We start from the raw sequence: 18,767 nt of genomic DNA, 5'->3' as shown, positions 1-18,767 counted from the left end.
ATAACTTTACGTAAACTTATGCTTCCTTCTTTATTATGAAATGTAATCTTTAAAATTTGTATTTTTATTGGGCGTTTTTTGGTTTAATGCATAGTAGAGATAATAAAGATCCTACAAATGCTAAAAAAACTGACAGATAAAATATATAATTATCAGGCCCTTTCATTAATACAGCAAATACCGGAGGGCCTGCGGCTACTCCTACAAATCGCATTGAGCTATAAAGAGATGTAATCGATCCTCTCTGCTCCTTCTGGATTCCTTCTGTTATTAGAGCGTCTAAGCTAGGAAGAGCAGCACCAATTCCAATTCCACTAATTACAAGACCCATTATAATGATGTAAATATTTTTAAAGAATATTGGAGTTATTAATGTTATTCCTAATAAGAAAAAGCCAATACATATACACCACTTCATCATTATTTTCTTATTTCCAATCTTTTTTCCTGTTATGTAAGAAGTAAGAGAAAGTGAAGCTAACGGAATAGCTAATACAAAGCCTTTCCAAACGCCATCTAGGTGATATCGCTTTTCTAAAATTGAAGATAAATAAAAAAGGACACCAAACAGAATGAACATAATAATGCCTCCAAGTAAAAAAATTGGAAAAAGCCAACGACCTTTCTCGCATAAAATCAACTTTACATTTTGAAGAAAAATACGTAATGGAGGAGCTTCTTGTTTTTGTTTAGGTGGCTTCACAAAAAAGAGAATTAAAATGATGGATATTATACACAAAATTGGAATAAACCAAAAAGGAAGGAACCACACAAACGAAGCTAGTAAAGATCCTAAAATTGGACTTAAAACCTTACCTAATGTATTCGATGTTTCGACTAGACCTAGGCCACTGCTCACTTGCTTTTCATCTTGAAACATATCACCTACACAAGGAATAACGACAGGCATCGCTCCAGCTGAGCCAATCCCTTGAATTATCCTCCCTAATAAAATCCATATATAAGGATCTTTAACCTTCCATGATACCCAACCAGTAATAGCTCCCCCTATAGCTGCTATAAATAAACTAGGTATAATTACTTTCTTTCTTCCCCACTTATCAGATAAATAACCCGCTATAGGAATTAAAATAATAGCGACAATAGAATAAACAGTAATGATAAGAGAAACTTGAAAATCATTAATATCTAATTTCTTTTCAATTAATGGAAGTACAGGGATTAACATGGAGTTTCCAAGTGTCATAACTAAAGGAACAGATGAAAGTGCCCATAAGCTCCATTTTTCTTTTTTATCCATATTGATAATATCTTCCCCCCCTTACTGACCTCATTTGAAAAATAAATTTTTAATAATTAAATTTACTATTCCCCACACCTTCATTTATATTGCACAAAAATATAAATGAAGGTGTGGGGAGTTATACTTTTTTGACAAGACCACATAATAAAGAAAAAAGGAGTTTTCTCTTATGGAAGGCAAGCTAAATCAAGAGCTTAAAAGCAGTTTTGACCATGCAATATTACCTTTAACCTCCCTGACTAGCGGTAAGTGTGTTGAAGTTGCATCCCATATTTATTGTTTGTGTATAAAAATTGTAAATGTATGTTTTATCGGAAATCCTATAGAAACAAGTGAATGGATATTAATCGATACAGGAATGCCGAAATCAGTAAATCACATTATGGAATTTGCTGAATCAAGATTTGGAAAGGACAATAAACCTAAAGCAATCATATTAACACACGGCCATTTTGATCATGTTGGTTCTGTAATTGAATTAGTAAAAAAATGGGATATACCCGTTTATGCTCATACATTAGAAATGCCTTTTTTAACTGGAGAAAAAGATTATCCAGAACCAGATGGATCTGTGGAAGGTGGGATCGTAGCAAAAATTTCTCCTTTGTTTCCCAATGAAGGAATTGACCTAGGTAAATATATACATGAGTTACCCTTAGATGGCAGCATTCCTCACATGCCTGAATGGCGCTGGATACATACCCCTGGACATACTCCTGGGCATATTTCTCTATTCCGAAATACAGATCATTCCCTAATTGCTGGAGATGCATTTGTTACAGTCAAGCAGGATTCATTATATAAAGTATTTACTCAAGAAAAAGAAATAAATGGACCACCAAGATATCTTACTACCGATTGGCAAAAAGCTTGGGACTCAGTAAAGAAACTTCAGGAATTAAACCCTAAAGCTGTAATAACAGGACATGGCCTTCCTATGTTTGGAGAAGAGCTTAAAGATAGTTTGCAGCATCTAGTAACGGAATTCGACAAAATCGCTATTCCTGATTATGGAAGATACATTAAATAAAAAACTGGTTGTGCCCTGATAAGGCACAACCAGTTTTTTATTCAATTCATGCATTAATTTTCTGTTTATAAATTCCAATATTTTTAAAACTATCAACACAATATAACAAAGAATGATAAAAGTGAAAAAATTTTATTACTACATGAAAATGGAGGAATAATATTGTTGCCTTATTAATTAAATATACCGCTATTAGTGCCGTACTACTTATAATACTAGGTATATTCCAAAATGTTTCGACTCCTAGACTACTATTGATTTCATTCATAATTACAGGAGCAGCATATTTAATTAGGAGATTTATTTATTTTACCTAAGTATAGAAATATGGTTACTACAACCACTGATTTTGGTTTAAGCTTTTTGGGAGTTTGGATATTACCTTATCTTCTTACAGATATCGTTCCTATCCATATTACCGCAGCTTCATTTTGGTCAGCTCTTCTTATTAGTACGGTAGAAATATTTTTTCATGTCTATATGAAGAAATTGGTTTTATATACAGATGATAATCCACGTCAATCATCTATACATCATGATACGTATGCTACGGAGTTTTCAGATGAATATATAGAAAAAAGAATTTACCTGAAAACAAAAAAGATACAAATGATAAATCAGAATAAAAAGCGGCCTTTGGCCACTTTTTATTTAGTTACGCTTGCTCAGAATTCCGAACATGTAATGGAGGTGGAATTACCCAACCTTTCTTTTTACTTAAACGCAGCAATGCTGCCCCGGCCTGTGCTTTTTTCATATGAAATTGTCCAAATAGCATGCCTACATCTTCTCGAAGGCATTTCCCCATAATTTGGCTACAAGTTACTAGTCCTGCTGCAAGACCTGCCGAAACAGCCGCTGCAATTTCCGCATCATTAATGCGGGCACCAGGCGGAATATCTTCAATAGATGCAACAGGCCTTTCTGGAGGCGCTGGCGGTAAAGCCACTCCATTTACCTTCAAAAGAGACTTTAGTTCTTCTGTTTCAGAAGTCATATCGTTTTCAATTAGATTCTCTAAAAATTTCTTCAAATCTTCATCGCCTGTATGATTCATATATACTTGATGTCCAGCAATCGCTCCCTGCGTCGTAAGAAGATAACTCCAAATATCAAATACTTCTCCATAATGCAAAGGCTCATTCTGAGGATTACCACTTAATACACCCATTTTACGATACCCTCCTATAGAAAATATTATAATAAAAATTCTTTTAAGTATTAAAAATAAGCTTTTAAGTATGTGTGTTCCGGCAAAGAAATTCTTGTAATTCATTGGAAACACCTTACCCATAATTTATACGTTTTGTTGCTTACACTAGAGTTTTCCAATATAATACTCGATGTTGATTAAAGATCATTAACAATCTTTGAGTAAGTGTGTGGATTATTATGAGGATTTCCCTTACTAAGATACATATACATAAAGAAAATATATAGGATATACATGCTTTAGCTTACTGTATTTTATTATGTTTTTAACTAAAATTAACGAATAAATCCACCACCAAGGTGTTGTTCAGCTAATGCTACTAAACGTTTTGTAATTTCACCGCCAACAGATCCATTTGCACGAGCTGTTGTGTCTGCGCCAAGTTGTACACCAAACTCTTGGGCAATTTCATATTTCATTTGATCAATTGTATTTTCCGCCCCTCGAACTAATACTTTATTACGACTGCCTCTATTATTGTTTTTCATGTTGTATCACCTCCTATATTTTTAATATGTTACCAATCATAAAAAACAAGTATTCCTTTTTATGGATATCCCTTCAAGTTAAATCACTATACTTTCACCAAAACCATATAAAATAAGACTTCCATAAATAAAGGATTCCTTCATCCATCACTAATAGAAAGCCTACCCAATCGAGCATATACTAGCAGTTATCTCCCACCTCTTTTCTTCAACCTTTTCTGAATCTCAAGGTAGGAAATAGCGGGATTAAAAACCCCCTCCAGATAAGCAATCTAGAAGGGGGTTTTTGTTCACATAATTATTTTTGTATCTTATCTCTATTAACGCCCATTTGTTTAACAAGAAAAATGATACCAAACCTTTAGCTAATAAGACGTGTAATTCGCTTCTTCTTCCACGACAATCGATAGTATCCATATTGTAAAAGTAAGCTCATAATAAATGCAGCTGGATATCCAACCCATATTCCTTTTATCCCAAGGCTCGTATGATACGACAGGAAATAGGCCACTGGAACTTCCACACCCCAAATCGATATAACCGCAAAAATAGTGGGCCACAACACAGTTCCACTCGCACGCATTGTCGCACCAATAATTTGCGCATGACCGAAAATTAAGTAACTCCATAACGTAATCATAATGAGACTATGTGCAATATCAATCGTATTCTGACTCGTTAAAAAGAGCGCTAAAATTTCTTTTGAGAACAAATAAATAAAAGAGATTAATACTCCTCCAATTACATAGTTCATAACAAGTCCCGCTCGGATTACTTTTTGTAGGCGATCAAATTGATTTGCTCCAATGGACTGCGCTGCAAATATGGAAACAGTAATCCCAAGACTCACCGCTGGCATCTGTACATAACTTGCTACTTGGTTTACTACTCCGTACGCCGCAGTTGCATCTGATCCGAAGCGATTTACAAAAGAAATAACGGCAATCTCTGATAAGGAAACGAGTATCATATTAATACTTGCTGGGATGCCAAGACGTAATAATAATTTTAACAAGTCCCAATCCATGCGAAGATACTTTCGAACTGTTGCATCAAATTGCAATGGATGTTTCGTTTTTCTTAAATAAACTAACAGAATAATAAATGTAACAATTGTTGATATAACAGAAGCATATGCTGCACCGTACACACCAAGTTTCGGCAGGCCTAACCAACCAAAAATAAGAATAGGTAATAATGCCATATTTAGTCCTGTACTAACAATTAAAAAATAAAATGGTGTTTTAGAGTCCCCTGTCCCGCGCATAAATGTTGTATATGCAAAGTACAAAAATAGCACTGGCATGGAAATAAACAAAATTCGTGCATAGTGAACACTTATATCAATGATATTTTCTGGCGTACCAACCAAGCGCATAATATCCATTGCAAACATACTACCCGCTACCGCTAAAATCGCTCCAAGTACAAACGTAAATGTCAACGTTGTACCGACAATGGCCTTTAAACGATCCTCATTACGAGCCCCAAAAGCCTGCCCAATTAAAATCGAGCTACCAGAACCAATCCCAATTACAAATGAAATGAGTAGAAAAAACAACGGAAAGAAAGCCGAAATAGCAGCTAAGTCATTAATACCAAGCCAACGTCCCACTACTACCATACCAAACAACTGTCCAAGCGACTGCAATACATTACTTAAAAGTAAAGGAATAAGAAACATAGACATAGAACGCCATATTGGTTTACTTTCTGTTCCTTCTTCATTTATTTTCAAATTTCATCTCCCCTTTTATCGAGATGCTTCGCGGTTATATCCACGCTCTCCATATGGCTTTAAACTCTCTAACCATTTCTCTTCTAGTTTCTTCAATTCTTCTTTTGCGTTAAAATATCCAGTATCTTTCTTTTTCAACACTTCTAATACTTCAAACTCAAAAGCATCTGCCCCGTATTCCTTCCAATCATCTTGCAATGCCTTATTCGTATGAGAACCCATATTAAGTAAAAGTCGTCTTCCACTCATAGTTTTTAAGTTCCCCGTACTCTCTACATACACTTTTCCGTTTTTCATATTCTTAATACAGTAAATTCCAGATTCTATTTCTGTTTCTTTGTACAGTTGTTTTAATTCTTCTCTTCTATTCAATTTCCTTTCTCCTTTCACTTTCTCAATATTGTTCTCTATAATTTCACCCAGTACTGACTTCCATCAGTTGTTCTGCCTATGAAACCATATTCAATTAAGTATCTTCTTAACGTGACATAATCAGGATATACATTTTCTAAAATCTCATTAACTTCTTTTTCTGTATATTTTTGATTACTATCAAACTTTTTCACTAAATGTTTCAAAATAATTAATTTTCGCTTTTGTTTCTTCGGAAATGTAGAAAGCGGTCCGTCTAATCCTTCTGTAAAATGTGATTTTAAAACTTCTTCATTCTCTGCTTCTGTAATGTTATACCGTTGATCGACCATCGTAGCTGTACGGTGAATAGGGAGAAATTTAGATTGATTCGTCGCCTTTTCTTCTGACAACTCCATAAGCGCAAGAAACACCTTTGCTTGTTTCATCTTCTCCCTTAATGTAAAACGATGATTCCGAATTGTTGATGTGCTTCCACCGTCCATTTCCTTCACAATTTCTTTATCATTTAGACCCATATGAAAGAACTGAATCATCTTCTTCTGCAAGTCCGTTAAACCTGTTAACTTCTTATCTAATCCTAATAAATAGTCGAACATAGAAGTATGTTCATTTGCGATATGAAGCTGCGTAAACTTCTCTGCTTCATAAAAAACATTTTGCTCTTGATAAATAATACCTTTCACAAATCTAGCTCCGCACGCTAAACAAATGTATTCTTCAGTTTCCTTCTCAAATACATATCCTTTTTTTAATTCTTCTACTGAGGCATTCCAAAACCATTCCGAAATATCATTCATGCTAAACAATCCCCTAAAAAGTTTATTTTAAAAACAAACAAATTATGATTTGGTTTATTTTATTTTATAATAACACAATAAAAATAAACATTTCAATATTTCGTTTACCTATTTTCAAACAAAAACAAATAATGTTTATGTTTTATAAATATCAAAAAGAAATTTCATGCCTTTCAAATAAAACAACATTTCTATCAATGTGGTCTTACTACCCTCGAGTAGCTGGATAAATAAATACAACTTTTGCTTACATTTGCACACGAAAAAACAACAAATAGGACTAGCTATCATGCTAGTCCTATTTCTCATTATCGTTATTAAACTTTTCTTTTTTTCTCAATTAACTTGAGCATAATGAAACCAACTATTGTAGATAGAAAGACGAAAAATAATTGAAGATAGTCTAGATGAAATGATTGGCTGGAGCTGTCTAAAACTAACGCTACAACGCTTGTCCAATCCGACTTATTGGACATGCACAACTCTATAAACAAATAACCTGATGTGGTATGAAAACTCCCGCCACTTATCTCCTTCGGATCTTGAAGTGGGGATTTCTCGTGTATCATCTTCAAGAGATGCTTAACACGAGTGGGGTTGACACAGCTGCCTGATGGCACAACCCCTCTATTCCATCGACAAACGCCTTTGGAACTGCTTTTTTTAAGATGTTATAGGAACCATTCACATCAGCGTTCAGTAGTTTATTTTCTTTCGTACGATACAAGCCACGTTTGATACGTTTTCCACTGAATACAGGGATGTCTTCCTCACCGTAAGTGGGAATCACATCATTGTCTAAAAAGGATGCCTTGCTTGTATACGATTCTTCTACGACTTGTACAGTAATACCTTTTCGTTTTGCCTTATAGGTGATCATTTCAATGAGTAGATTATGCGGGATATGGCAGAACGATTGATTCTGTCGTTTCCCCATTTCACTGTTTTGTTTCCAAGATGTATTTTTCCCAATCACAATTATAGAAACTTCCTGTTGAATTGCCAGCTGGACAATGTGATAACTCATTTTATGAAAGAGATCTTTTATTTTAAGAAACCGTTTCTCGTGAAGCCTCTCTAAACGCTTTGATGTGTGCGGTCCTTCTTTTGGTTCTTTTCCATGACGAAGAACACCCAGTAAATAAGCTTTTTGCTTGTTGTAGTATTGATTGATGCTTTTGATGACATTGCCCTTTACTAACACAGGATTGGCCCCTGTATTCGTTGTGATAGTTGCAATGTTATTGATTCCTAAGTCAATACTCATATAACGATTATTGTCGACATGCTCAGGTGCTGGCTCAGATTGTTCTGTCACAATCTCCACTTTAAACTTCCCATAAGCAGGAGAAACACGTACCTCTTTTAGATTGCCAATCCGCCCAAACAATTTACCGATATTTAATTTTATGCTTGTTTTTGGAAAACGAATGTACTTCTCTTGGAGTTTACATACTTGATTCGTGAATACAATTTCTTTCATAGATGATTTGATATATTTTGGGATGCGAGGTCTGCCCGTAAAGGTGGAAGGATGTTTCTTGTATGCCTTAATGGATGCAAAGAATGATTTCCAGTTTTGATATAACTTCTTCATAACCGCTTGATTCGTTTGTGCTGGCAAATTCATATAATCTTGTTGTTTCATTGTTTTAAACAAACAATCTAGAAAATTGTAGGATAGAAACGATTTCTCTTTTGTCGGGAATGTAAACAAGTTACATTTTATATCTTTCTGCTCTTTCACAGGTTTTTCTTTTTGTTTTTGCATGCGTTTTTGATACGCATGAAGTTGATTTTCATTCATGGTTTCAATATGTGTTTGTAATGTATGGAGAACTTTTTGTTGAAGGGGCCGTAAAGTTTTCTCTATACGTAAAGCCGTATACACTTGGCGAATGTAGAAGTTTGTTGTATTGTAGAGGTTTTTTGCATTTTGACACATTTCCATGAAGTATGCGTACAATTTATGACCTTTCTTGATCCAAATTTGATAGGCTGTATATTCTTTTTCTTTTGTCATCATGTTCACCTCCTTCTTTTCTTCATGATACTACAAAACGGCCAGAAAGAACATACATTCGCAACACCACGAAAATACTTTTACAAATGCGACGGCAATTCATCTCCACCTTAAACTGGGCTATGCCCTGCACGTTTTGAAGATGGAGTTTTCTTGCCAAAATTCCGATAAAATTATTTCGATTTCATCCCTGCCGGTGCAATTGTAACAAGTGCAGTGTTTTCTCCTCTTTACTTCCTTTATGTTCAATGTGCTTTGTCACGGTCCCATCTTTCATAAACAAAATACAATCCCCTATCTCCGCTGCCACATCCATCATATGTGTTGAAAAAATAACAATTTTCCCATCCTTCTTGATGTCCTGTAAAACCTCGACGAATGCATTGACCCAAAATGGATCCAAACCGTTTGTTGGTTCATCTAATAATAATAGTTTCGGTTTCCCTAACAACGCTTGCCCAAATACTAAGCGTTGCCGCATTCCCTTCGATAAATGTTTTACAAGTTCATCCCTCTTTTCAACCAGACCTATCTTTTCTAAGATTTCTTGTATTTGTTGTTGACTTGCCTTTCGTAACACACCATAAAAAGAAAGAAATTCCTGCACTGTCATCATTTTCTGTGCATGAAAGTCATCTGGCATATATCCAATTTGCGACACGTATGCATTTCTGTTTTCATGGAGAGCAACACCATTCAATACAATTGTACCTTCTGTCGGCTTTGAAATACCTGCCAATATATGAAGAAGTGTACTTTTTCCTGCACCATTCCCGCCGCATAGTACGATGCATGTTCCCCCATCTACTTGAATTGAAAAGTGAGAAAGTGCTTGTTTTGTCTTATATTCCTTTGAAACCTTTGAAACTTGCAAAAGTGTCATTGCATTTTTCTCCTTTCTAGCTTCCATGCAGAGAGAACAAATCCTAAAATCATGTACAACAATGTATACAAAATGAGCACTCCCCATGCCGCCCCGGATTGTAAGAAAGTAATTAGAGTATCGTATGCTTGTCCAAATATTGCACCACCGCCTAATTGAACAACAAATACGATGCGAAGTAATTCAGCTGGATTGATAAACAAAGCTATCTTTAGAAGCACAGCAATCATCGGATACGGAACAAGGCTAAGAACAGCGATAAGCGCAGTAGGCCAAATCATAATTAAGAAAAACCACATCCCTACAGATATCGTTAGCGCCTGCCATCTTGTTACGACAAAAGAACCTATCACGAAACCGATTATTAGAAAGAAAAGCATTAATACTATTGAAAATACATAAAGAGCCAGCACCCATTTGATAGATAACGCACTTCCACTAATTAGACCAATTATGAGACTTATACCATAACTAAGTGTGAAAATAATGAGCTGCGCTGTAAATTGTCCGAATGCTTTTCCCATTACGTAAGCAACGCTAGAAACGGGATACGTACTTAATAACCGCCACTGTCCGTTTTCCATTTCATTCGCAACAGAAAAAGAACTGATAATCAGCATAAATAACGGTATAATATACAGCACTAAATTCGCCATTGTACCTATCATATTTGTGTATCCTGTTATAGTAGGGGTATTTCGCTCCAGTAAAAATAGTAAAGACAGAACGCTCAACCATAGGATTACAAATGTATAAGATGAACGTTGTCTTATCGTGATCCGCCACTCAGATTGCCAAATGTGCCACATACAATCCCTCTTTCCGTAAAAAAAGACAACCGGAACGGTTGTCCTTTTTATTAATGTGAATGATTCATATCCTTTTTCTTGCCATTCTCTTCTTTTATTTTCATCATCATATCCATGTTCTTTTTCCATTCATGCTTTTCCAAATCTTTTGCAGCTAACACTTCACCTCTATTTTTAGATATAAAGCTTTCCGCATCTTTTTTATCTTTAAAAGAAATCACATTATAAGCCATCGGTGTTTTAATATCTTTGTCATAAACATAAGTCGCTTTCTCTACTTCAACCCACTCTTTTGTATTAAAATCACGTACAAATTTTGCTTGCAACTTTTCATTCTTGTTTTTATCCATCCATTTGTACATACAGCCAAGATCATCAAATTTTAATGATTTACCGTTTTCAAGAATTACTTCTGTTCCAAATTGATCGTTCGTCACAGCCATATTACAATTGGCACATTTATCAGTTTTCTCGTCAATTGCTACTGGCTTAACTTCCTTTTTCCCGCAGCCAACTACTGTCAATAAAAGAGCTGCAACTATTGTAATGAATAAACCTTTCCATTTCATCTTCTTTTCCTCCCAATTTTAAATAAAATGATACTTATTGCTAACATACTCACACTAATCATTCCGATTTGCATCCTGAATGAAGAATTGTTTTCTTCCGTCTTTCCTCTAATTGTCATCGCAGGTTCATAATCAGTTAAAACTTGATTTTCAGGACTTTTCAACAATGTTTGGAGTACAAGCATACCAGGTGCTTGGAAAAACAGCTGATATTCAGGGACTTCATTTGTTAGTGTTAAAAAAAAGGGATCTGCTCTGTATGGTATGCTGCTAATACCATTTCCCTTTGTATCCAGTTTCAAGGATGCGTCCCAATAATTATGTATAATTTTGTTTCCAGTGCTGTTTATCGCTTGAGACTCATTTACATTTCCGATAAAGATATTGTCAGACACATTATTTTCATTCGCATTTTTAAATTGCATGCCAATAAAATTCCCGTTTACTTCATTATCTGAAATACGGTTGTTATTCGCATTTTCCACATACATTCCAACACGATTATAAGAGATTCGATTATCAATCGCTTCTGTGTTCTCTGTATCGTATAGCAATAAACCCTGTGCATTGACATTACGGTTATTAAAACTGAAGTTATTCTTTTTAATTGTTGTTTCTTTTGTTCCCATCACCATAGCACCTGTAATATTGTGATGAGACTTGTTATTCTGTACGGTGATGTGATTAGAAAACATAATATGTACGCCATAACGAGAATTTCTGATAGCATTTTGAGTTACTCGGTTAAAATGACTATTTTCTATATAAATGCCATCTCTTACTCCATCAATCTCGATTCCTTGAATCATATTATTATTTGATTCCCATAAATCGATTCCGTTTCCTTTAGAATCTCCTCTAATAAAACTATCTTCTACAACCGTATCACTTGCCTCGTTAAATTTAATTCCAAACTGCTTCGTGTAGATTCGAAGATTGTGCAACCTATGATTCTTACCAGTGACACGAATCGCTTCCGTGTCTGTCACATTGCTGCATTGTTCTACCTTTATATGCTTCAAGGTGACAGATTGTCCTTTTATCGTAATAGCAGGCTCTTTACTACAAGAACGAACGGTAACCTCTCCCGTTCCTTCCAAGGTTATAGGCCTTGAAAGAACGATTGTTTCATTATAAATACCGCTTGGGATTTTTACGATTCCATATTCAGGAGCAGCGTTAATTTGAGATTGTAGCGTATCTTGTGCGTGAGTATGTAATGACAAACTCAAAAACAGTATACAAAAGAGAAAAAAAACTCGAGTTGGTTTCATATAGCAGTCCCTTTTTCTTATTAATTAAGTCGACCTACATGAAGGATAACAAACAATTGTGTGGAATTTATGAAATAATTTTGTATTTTTTAACAAAAAAGAGAACTTTTGTACTTATTCGGTCTCATGATAAACAAAAAATAATAGGATTCTCACTTGAGAATCCTATCCTTTATAAAGCATTTCATTTATTCCTTCGGCTCAATCATTTTCTTTGGATCTACAATTTCATCAAATTGTTCCTCTGTTAATAATCCTGATCGCATTGCTGCTTCTTTCAGTGTTAATCCTTCATTATGTGCATGCTTCGCAATTTTCGCTGCATTTTCATAACCGATATGTGGGTTTAAGGCTGTTACAAGCATTAACGAGTTATTTAAGTGTTGCCCAATAATTTCTTCATTTGCTTCAATACCTACTGCACAATTATCGTTAAATGAAACAATTGCATCTGCTAATAATCTAGCTGACTGCAAAAAGTTATACGCAATAACCGGTTTAAAGACGTTTAATTCGAAGTTTCCTTGACTTGCCGCAAAGCCAATTGTTGCATCATTTCCCATTACTTGCGCTGCGACCATCGTTAAAGCTTCACTTTGTGTTGGATTTACTTTCCCTGGCATAATAGAGCTCCCTGGCTCGTTTGCTGGAATCGTAATTTCACCAAGACCACTGCGAGGACCACTTGCAAGCCAGCGTACATCGTTTGCAATCTTCATTAAGTCAGCAGCTAACGCTTTTAAGGCACCGTGCGTATAGACAACTTCATCATGACTTGTTAGCGCATGAAATTTATTTGACGCTGATACAAATTGTTTGCCTGTAAAATTACTAATTTCTCCTGCAACCATATCACCAAATTTCGGATGAGCATTAATCCCTGTTCCAACCGCAGTGCCACCGATTGCGAGTTCTTTCATATATGTACTGCTTTCTATAATCATCCGTTCTGTTTTTTCAAGCATACGATGCCAGCCGCTTACTTCTTGTCCTAACGTTAACGGGGTCGCATCCTGTAAATGAGTACGGCCAATTTTAATAATATGTGAAAATGCGTTTATTTTTTCTTTTAGGGTTTCTTTTAGTTTTTCTACTGCCGGTAATACCTGTTCTTCTACTGCAATAACACAAGCAACGTGAAGTGCTGTTGGAAACGTATCATTTGAACTTTGGGACATATTTACATCATCGTTTGGATGAATATGTCCCTCAAGTCCTTTTTCCTTTAAAATTTGATTCGCGCGGTTTGCGATCACTTCATTCACATTCATGTTAGACTGTGTACCACTTCCTGTTTGCCAAACAACAAGTGGAAAATGTGTGTCCCATTTTCCTGCTAAAATTTCATCCGCCGCCTCTACAATTACAGTTGCTTTTTCTTCTGATAACTTTCCTAATTTTTGATTACTAATCGCTGCACCTTTCTTTAAAATTGCAAATGCCCGCACAATTCCAAGCGGCATACGTTCTGTTCCAATCGGAAAGTTTTCCTTACTGCGCTGCGTTTGCGCTGCCCATAATTTATCAGCTGGAACTTTCATTTCTCCTAATGTATCTCTTTCAATTCTGTACCCCATTTTTTCATCCCCTTAGAATAAAATACCTTCTTTTTTATTTTACCTAAAATACAAACAAATGATAAATATTACCAATAAAAATGAAAATCATTTATTGTTTTCTATAGATTCTATTAAATGATGATTTTAATAATATAAATTACTACACAAATATAATAGATTCGCTCATTAAAGCAAAAAATCATCCCCCGCTATAAGCAAAAGGATGATTTTTTCATACTATGATACTTGCTTGCCTTTCTCCACATCATCTACATACCAAATGAATTTACCAGTATATCCGTAAATAACCGCGAGCGCTAACGATACAAAGCTCAGCCACATAAACGGAAGGTAAGATAAAGTCGAAACGCCTAGAATACCGGCCATAAAAATACCGTTATCAGACCATGGAACCATCCCCGATGTTAGTGTTCCGCCAACTTCTGAGTTACGTGCTAAAATGCGGCGATCTAGTTTTAATTTATCATAACTTTCTTCCATAATTTTTGGCGTTAAAATTAAGGATACATACATAGCACAGCCAAATACATTTGCTAAAAATGCAACAATTAAAGTCGAAAGTGTTACATTACCTGCTGAGGTTAATTTTTTCTCAAACTTCGAAACAATAACTTTCAAAACACCAAGCTTTTCTAGTAACCCACCAAAACCAAGTCCAAAAATAATGACGGCAACTGAGCCTAGCATCCCTTCAATTCCACCACGATTTAATAACTTATCAATGAAATCGATTCCAGAATCAATAGAAAACCCTTTATAAGCTGTGCCAATCGCTTCTCCAAAAGGCATACCTTGGAACAAAGCGGCCCAAATGGAACCAAGAAGTGCCCCCATTGCAATTGTAGGCATAGATGGACGTTTCATTGCTAAAAGTATGATTACAATTACTGCTGGAACGAGCATCCATATGTGAATATCAAACTGCTTTAGTAAAGATGCCTTTAGAAAATCTACTTTTTCTAAATCTACATTCTTACCGCCATATATCCATCCTGCAACTGTAAACATAATCCCCGTAATAATATAAGCTGGAATATCTAAATACAACATTGCACGAACATGCGCAATAACGTCCACCTTCGCCATAGAAGCTGCAAGTACTGTGCTATCGGATAATGGTGATAACTTATCTCCAAAATATGCACCGGACAGAACTGCACCTGCTACAAGAGGAAGTGGTAATCCAAGTCCTTCTCCAATTGCCATCATTGCAATACCAGCTGTACCTACTGTTCCCCAAGAAGTACCTGTTGCGATGGATGTAATAGAACAAATAATTAATGTTGCTAATAGAAAGATACTTGGGTGAATAAATTCTAAACCATAGTAAATAAGGGTTGGTACAACACCTCCAGCAATCCACGTTCCAATAAGGGCACCAACCGATACTAAAATTAAAATCGCTTCAAGACCATTGGAAATTCCTTTCGTAATTGCATCTTGTAATTCTTGATAACGAAACCCAAGTCTTAGTCCAAGTGCAATAACAAGAAACCATGAAATAAATAAAGCAAGCTGAATCGGTAAATCAAAAATTGTCTGAAACGAAAAGACAACACTTAGAAATAACAGCAAAAGAACGATGATTTCTACCATCGATGGTAATCTTACACTTTTCAAAATTCTTCTCCCTTCACAAATCGCCAATAAGAATATTAACATTATTCTGATTTGTTTTTTTAGTATAATAAATATAACGACTGTTTTATTGTAAAAGTACATCGTGTATTTCGCAATGCCAATTCGAAAAAATACAGTATTTTTCTGCTCTAATTTTTATATAAATCGGAACTTCCATAAGTAGGGGGCTTACCGCCCAATAACTTCCTCAATAAAAAACTGTTGAGAAACAATTCTCAACAGTTTTTTTATCCAACACTTCTTTCTTCTTGTTTTTCTTTTTTCTCTGAAAGTAAAGCATACGGCGTACACATATACGTCATGGCAACTGGGTCATATACAACGCGTGCTTTCACTCCAAATACTGTTTCAAACAATTCATCATTTAAAACATCCTTTGGCTCACCTTCCATTACTTTATCTCCATCTTTAATCGCAACAATGTGATGTGCATACTTGGCCGCGTGATTTAAATCATGTACAACCATCACCACAGTTCGATTTTCTTCTTCATTTAATCTTTTCAGTAATTCTAGTACTTCTAGCTGATGAGCCATGTCTAAATATGTTGTCGGTTCGTCTAATAGCAATAACTCCGTATCTTGCGCAAGCGCCATCGCAATCCAAACACGCTGACGCTGTCCGCCTGACAATTCATCTAGTGTACGTTCTGTAAATTGATTCATTCCAGTTACTTCAAGCGCCCAAGTAACCATCTCATAATCTTTCTCTGTTCGTTTTCCAAGTAATCGTTGATGCGGATAACGACCATGCCAAACAAGTCCTTCTACTGTTAACCCTTCAGGTGCTGTCGGGGATTGTGGTAAAATAGCTAATTTCTTTGCTACTTCTTTTGTTGGCATCGTATGAATTGTTTTTCCATCTAAGTATACATGCCCCTTTGTTGGTTGCAACAGCCTTGCTAATGATTTTAAAATCGTTGACTTTCCACATCCATTTCGACCAACAAGTGCCGTAATTTTCCCTTCTGGAATATGTAAATCAAGATGATTAATAATTGTTTGATCTCCGTACGTAAGCTCCAATTGTTTCGTATGTAAACTTGTCATCTTGTTCACTCCTTATTTTTTATTTATGCTGTTTTTCTAATTACCAGTAAATATATAAAATACGGTGCTCCAATAAGTGCTGTTATAATTCCAGCTGGTATTTCAATTGGCGGAATTATAATTCTCCCTACCATATCTGCACCGGTAACAAGCAATGCACCGAGCAATGCAGACACTGGCAAAAACAACCTACTGTCTGAGCCAACAAGCAGCCGTGCTGCATGCGGAATAACAAGTCCTACAAAACCAATTGTACCTGCTACCGCTACTGAGCTTGCTGCTAAACCAACTGCTACACCGATAAGTACAAGACGAACAACATCAATACGCATTCCTAAACCCTTTACAGTTTCTTCATTTAATAATAAAAGATTAATTTGTTTATAACTCATAAATGTAATTACCGCACCAATCAAGGTCCATGGCCATAGCATTTCAACATGTTGCCAAGACCTTGCATATAAACTTCCTTTTAACCATACGAGAGCTTGTGAGGAATCAAGTGCAAATTTCACAATAATAAACGTAATGAGCGCATGTAACCCCGCAGAAATTGCAACGCCGCATAACGCAAGACGCTCTGGCTTCACTCCTCCTTTTTGATACGATAAAGCATATACTAGTAAACTCGCAAGCATTGCCCCGACAAATGCAGCAATAGGAAGCATAATTGGCGGCACATTTGGAAACATAAGCAACATCATAACAGCTGCTAATCCTCCACCAGCAGAAATCCCAATAATGTCAGGTGCAGCAAGTGGATTACGTGTAACACTTTGTAAAATGGCCCCTGATAATGCCATGTTAATTCCAACTAAAATCGCTATGATAAGACGTGGTAAACGATATTTTATTACAATACCTTTCCCTGTCATCATTCCTTCTATAATATCAGCAATTGGTGTTGGCACAGCTCCAAACCGTAAACTAAGTAGAGCAACTGCAATTAACAATATAATCCCTACTATCATAACAATCGTAAATCGGCCAAACTTCTTCATTTGACAGCACCTCGCTTTCTTCTCATTAAATAGATGAAGAACGGTGTGCCTAAGAGTGCGGTTATAACGCCAACTGGTGTATCAGCTGGATAAGAAACCCACTGCGCTGCAAAATCTGCTATGACAAGAAGGTTTGCACCAAGCAATGCTGAAAATGGTAAAATAATTCGATAATCTTGACCGACCAGTTTTCTCGCAACATGCGGAACTATGAGTCCAATAAACCCAATTGGTCCCGCTACCGCTACCGCACTACCGACAAGAAGAACAATTAAAAACGCAAATATTCGCCGAATACGAAGAACGTTTATGCCAAGTCCGCGTGCAGTCTCTTCACCAAGAGATAAAATGTTCAATTGATTTGCTAGAAAAAAAGCAATCACTATAACAGGAACTGCCGATACTAACATCATTTTTATATCTAGCCAATTTGCTCCTGATAACTTCCCAGCCATCCAATATAAAATTTCTGTTAGTTGCGTTTCATATAACAAAATCGCTCCTGTTGTTAATGATCCAAGAAATAGACTAACTGCAATACCAGCAAGCACAAGACGTGAAGGTGTATATTCACCGCGAAACGCTAATGAATAAATGACGCTGCCTCCTACTGCGGCCCCGAGAAAAGCTGCTAGTAAAATAACGAAAGTCGCATCCTTCTCCCCAAACACTAAAAGGGCAATTACAACAAAACAAGAAGCTCCTTGGTTTACTCCCATAATTTCCGGATCAGATAAAGGATTCCGTGTAATTCCTTGTAATAGACATCCCGCAACGGCTAACGCTGCTCCAAGTAGAGCCCCTAGTAATACACGTGGCACACGTACTTGCCAAACAGTATAGTAAATTAAATTTTTTGTATCTATTGCAAATACTTCTGATATGTTATGAAATGATAATCCTTTTACACGAAATAATGCGGAGAGGGCTCCAAACATTACTAATAGTAGAAAAAAGAAGATAAATTGCAAAGTAGAAGAAGCATACGGACTTGATGCCCGTCTGCTTCTAATTTGTGTATGATACAAAGTCT

At 35.9% G+C, this 18,767-nt stretch carries 18 protein-coding genes and 1 pseudogene; 2 read left to right on the top strand and 17 right to left on the bottom strand.

Going from position 1 to position 18,767, the window contains the following annotated elements; translation table 11 throughout:
- Positions 1-64: 64 nt before the first annotated feature.
- Positions 65-1,261, bottom strand: a complete 1,197-nt coding sequence (locus tag WAX78_RS14540; protein ID WP_336482967.1) for an MFS transporter — start codon at positions 1,259-1,261, stop codon at positions 65-67.
- Between the two features lie 172 nt (positions 1,262-1,433).
- Between WAX78_RS14540 and WAX78_RS14535 the strand changes: the two genes are divergently transcribed.
- Together WAX78_RS14535 and WAX78_RS14530 are read left to right on the top strand one after the other, a co-directional pair.
- A complete protein-coding gene (locus WAX78_RS14535; protein WP_336482966.1) occupies positions 1,434-2,294 on the top strand; it encodes an MBL fold metallo-hydrolase in 861 nt (286 codons plus the stop codon).
- Positions 2,295-2,455: 161 nt separating this feature from the next.
- Positions 2,456-2,894 (top strand): annotated as a pseudogene (locus WAX78_RS14530) (YndM family protein); the annotation flags it as partial.
- A 55-nt stretch (positions 2,895-2,949) separates the two neighbouring features.
- Here WAX78_RS14530 and WAX78_RS14525 read toward each other — a convergent pair.
- The 16 genes from WAX78_RS14525 to WAX78_RS14450 form a co-directional block, all read right to left on the bottom strand.
- On the bottom strand, positions 2,950-3,465 hold the full coding sequence (locus WAX78_RS14525; protein ID WP_336482965.1) for a DUF3231 family protein: 516 nt from the start codon (positions 3,463-3,465) through the stop codon (positions 2,950-2,952).
- 317 nt (positions 3,466-3,782) lie between these two features.
- Positions 3,783-3,995, bottom strand: coding sequence for an alpha/beta-type small acid-soluble spore protein (locus tag WAX78_RS14520; RefSeq protein ID WP_336482964.1), 213 nt, complete (start codon positions 3,993-3,995; stop codon positions 3,783-3,785).
- Positions 3,996-4,356: 361 nt separating this feature from the next.
- On the bottom strand, positions 4,357-5,685 hold the full coding sequence (locus WAX78_RS14515; RefSeq protein ID WP_336483031.1) for an MATE family efflux transporter: 1,329 nt from the start codon (positions 5,683-5,685) through the stop codon (positions 4,357-4,359).
- 63 nt (positions 5,686-5,748) lie between these two features.
- Entirely contained in the window at positions 5,749-6,105 is a 357-nt protein-coding gene (locus WAX78_RS14510; RefSeq protein WP_336482963.1) for a GIY-YIG nuclease family protein, read from the bottom strand.
- A 35-nt stretch (positions 6,106-6,140) separates the two neighbouring features.
- Entirely contained in the window at positions 6,141-6,905 is a 765-nt protein-coding gene (locus WAX78_RS14505) for a DUF2087 domain-containing protein (RefSeq protein ID WP_336482962.1), read from the bottom strand.
- 317 nt (positions 6,906-7,222) lie between these two features.
- A complete protein-coding gene (locus tag WAX78_RS14500; protein ID WP_336482961.1) occupies positions 7,223-7,381 on the bottom strand; it encodes a hypothetical protein in 159 nt (52 codons plus the stop codon).
- Positions 7,382-7,476: 95 nt separating this feature from the next.
- Positions 7,477-8,928, bottom strand: a complete 1,452-nt coding sequence (locus WAX78_RS14495; protein WP_336482960.1) for an RNA-guided endonuclease InsQ/TnpB family protein — start codon at positions 8,926-8,928, stop codon at positions 7,477-7,479.
- A 184-nt stretch (positions 8,929-9,112) separates the two neighbouring features.
- Entirely contained in the window at positions 9,113-9,811 is a 699-nt protein-coding gene (locus tag WAX78_RS14490) for an ABC transporter ATP-binding protein (protein ID WP_336482959.1), read from the bottom strand.
- Positions 9,808-10,620, bottom strand: coding sequence for an ABC transporter permease (locus WAX78_RS14485; protein ID WP_336483030.1), 813 nt, complete (start codon positions 10,618-10,620; stop codon positions 9,808-9,810). Before WAX78_RS14485 ends, WAX78_RS14490 begins: the two co-directional genes overlap by 4 nt.
- Positions 10,621-10,670: 50 nt before the next feature.
- Complete coding sequence (locus tag WAX78_RS14480) at positions 10,671-11,189, bottom strand: nitrous oxide reductase accessory protein NosL (protein ID WP_336482958.1); 519 nt, start codon at positions 11,187-11,189, stop codon at positions 10,671-10,673.
- Positions 11,186-12,421, bottom strand: coding sequence for a right-handed parallel beta-helix repeat-containing protein (locus tag WAX78_RS14475; RefSeq protein WP_336482957.1), 1,236 nt, complete (start codon positions 12,419-12,421; stop codon positions 11,186-11,188). Before WAX78_RS14475 ends, WAX78_RS14480 begins: the two co-directional genes overlap by 4 nt.
- Positions 12,422-12,651: 230 nt before the next feature.
- Positions 12,652-14,040, bottom strand: a complete 1,389-nt coding sequence (fumC, locus tag WAX78_RS14470) for a class II fumarate hydratase (protein ID WP_336482956.1) — start codon at positions 14,038-14,040, stop codon at positions 12,652-12,654.
- A 219-nt stretch (positions 14,041-14,259) separates the two neighbouring features.
- Complete coding sequence (gene nhaC / locus WAX78_RS14465; RefSeq protein ID WP_336482955.1) at positions 14,260-15,663, bottom strand: Na+/H+ antiporter NhaC; 1,404 nt, start codon at positions 15,661-15,663, stop codon at positions 14,260-14,262.
- 248 nt (positions 15,664-15,911) lie between these two features.
- Positions 15,912-16,733 (bottom strand): ABC transporter ATP-binding protein, encoded by an 822-nt coding sequence (locus tag WAX78_RS14460; protein ID WP_336482954.1) that lies wholly within the window; start codon positions 16,731-16,733, stop codon positions 15,912-15,914.
- A 23-nt stretch (positions 16,734-16,756) separates the two neighbouring features.
- Complete coding sequence (locus tag WAX78_RS14455; protein ID WP_336482953.1) at positions 16,757-17,734, bottom strand: FecCD family ABC transporter permease; 978 nt, start codon at positions 17,732-17,734, stop codon at positions 16,757-16,759.
- The gene (locus tag WAX78_RS14450) at positions 17,731-18,762 is read right to left on the bottom strand and encodes a FecCD family ABC transporter permease (protein WP_336482952.1); all 1,032 of its coding nucleotides are present in this window, start codon (positions 18,760-18,762) and stop codon (positions 17,731-17,733) included. Before WAX78_RS14450 ends, WAX78_RS14455 begins: the two co-directional genes overlap by 4 nt.
- Positions 18,763-18,767 lie beyond the last annotated feature (5 nt).

It is taken from the genome of Bacillus yunxiaonensis (assembly GCF_037104695.1).
Classification (GTDB): domain Bacteria; phylum Bacillota; class Bacilli; order Bacillales; family Bacillaceae_G; genus Bacillus_A; species Bacillus_A yunxiaonensis.
Note: the sequence above shows the minus strand (reverse complement) of the source record. Positions and strands in the feature narration are given on the sequence as shown.

Excerpts from the sequence above, each read along its gene's own strand:
- WAX78_RS14540 (WP_336482967.1), bottom strand. The coding sequence starts at position 1,261 with ATGGATAAAAAAGAAAAATGGAGCTTATGGGCACTTTCATCTGTTCCT.
- WAX78_RS14535 (WP_336482966.1), top strand. The coding sequence starts at position 1,434 with ATGGAAGGCAAGCTAAATCAAGAGCTTAAAAGCAGTTTTGACCATGCA.
- WAX78_RS14525 (WP_336482965.1), bottom strand. The coding sequence starts at position 3,465 with ATGGGTGTATTAAGTGGTAATCCTCAGAATGAGCCTTTGCATTATGGA.
- WAX78_RS14520 (WP_336482964.1), bottom strand. The coding sequence starts at position 3,995 with ATGAAAAACAATAATAGAGGCAGTCGTAATAAAGTATTAGTTCGAGGG.
- WAX78_RS14515 (WP_336483031.1), bottom strand. The coding sequence starts at position 5,685 with ATGTCTATGTTTCTTATTCCTTTACTTTTAAGTAATGTATTGCAGTCG.
- WAX78_RS14505 (WP_336482962.1), bottom strand. The coding sequence starts at position 6,905 with ATGAATGATATTTCGGAATGGTTTTGGAATGCCTCAGTAGAAGAATTA.
- WAX78_RS14500 (WP_336482961.1), bottom strand. The coding sequence starts at position 7,381 with ATGTCCAATAAGTCGGATTGGACAAGCGTTGTAGCGTTAGTTTTAGAC.
- WAX78_RS14495 (WP_336482960.1), bottom strand. The coding sequence starts at position 8,928 with ATGACAAAAGAAAAAGAATATACAGCCTATCAAATTTGGATCAAGAAA.
- WAX78_RS14490 (WP_336482959.1), bottom strand. The coding sequence starts at position 9,811 with ATGACACTTTTGCAAGTTTCAAAGGTTTCAAAGGAATATAAGACAAAA.
- WAX78_RS14485 (WP_336483030.1), bottom strand. The coding sequence starts at position 10,620 with ATGTGGCACATTTGGCAATCTGAGTGGCGGATCACGATAAGACAACGT.
- WAX78_RS14480 (WP_336482958.1), bottom strand. The coding sequence starts at position 11,189 with ATGAAATGGAAAGGTTTATTCATTACAATAGTTGCAGCTCTTTTATTG.
- fumC (WP_336482956.1), bottom strand. The coding sequence starts at position 14,040 with ATGGGGTACAGAATTGAAAGAGATACATTAGGAGAAATGAAAGTTCCA.
- WAX78_RS14460 (WP_336482954.1), bottom strand. The coding sequence starts at position 16,733 with ATGACAAGTTTACATACGAAACAATTGGAGCTTACGTACGGAGATCAA.
- WAX78_RS14455 (WP_336482953.1), bottom strand. The coding sequence starts at position 17,734 with ATGAAGAAGTTTGGCCGATTTACGATTGTTATGATAGTAGGGATTATA.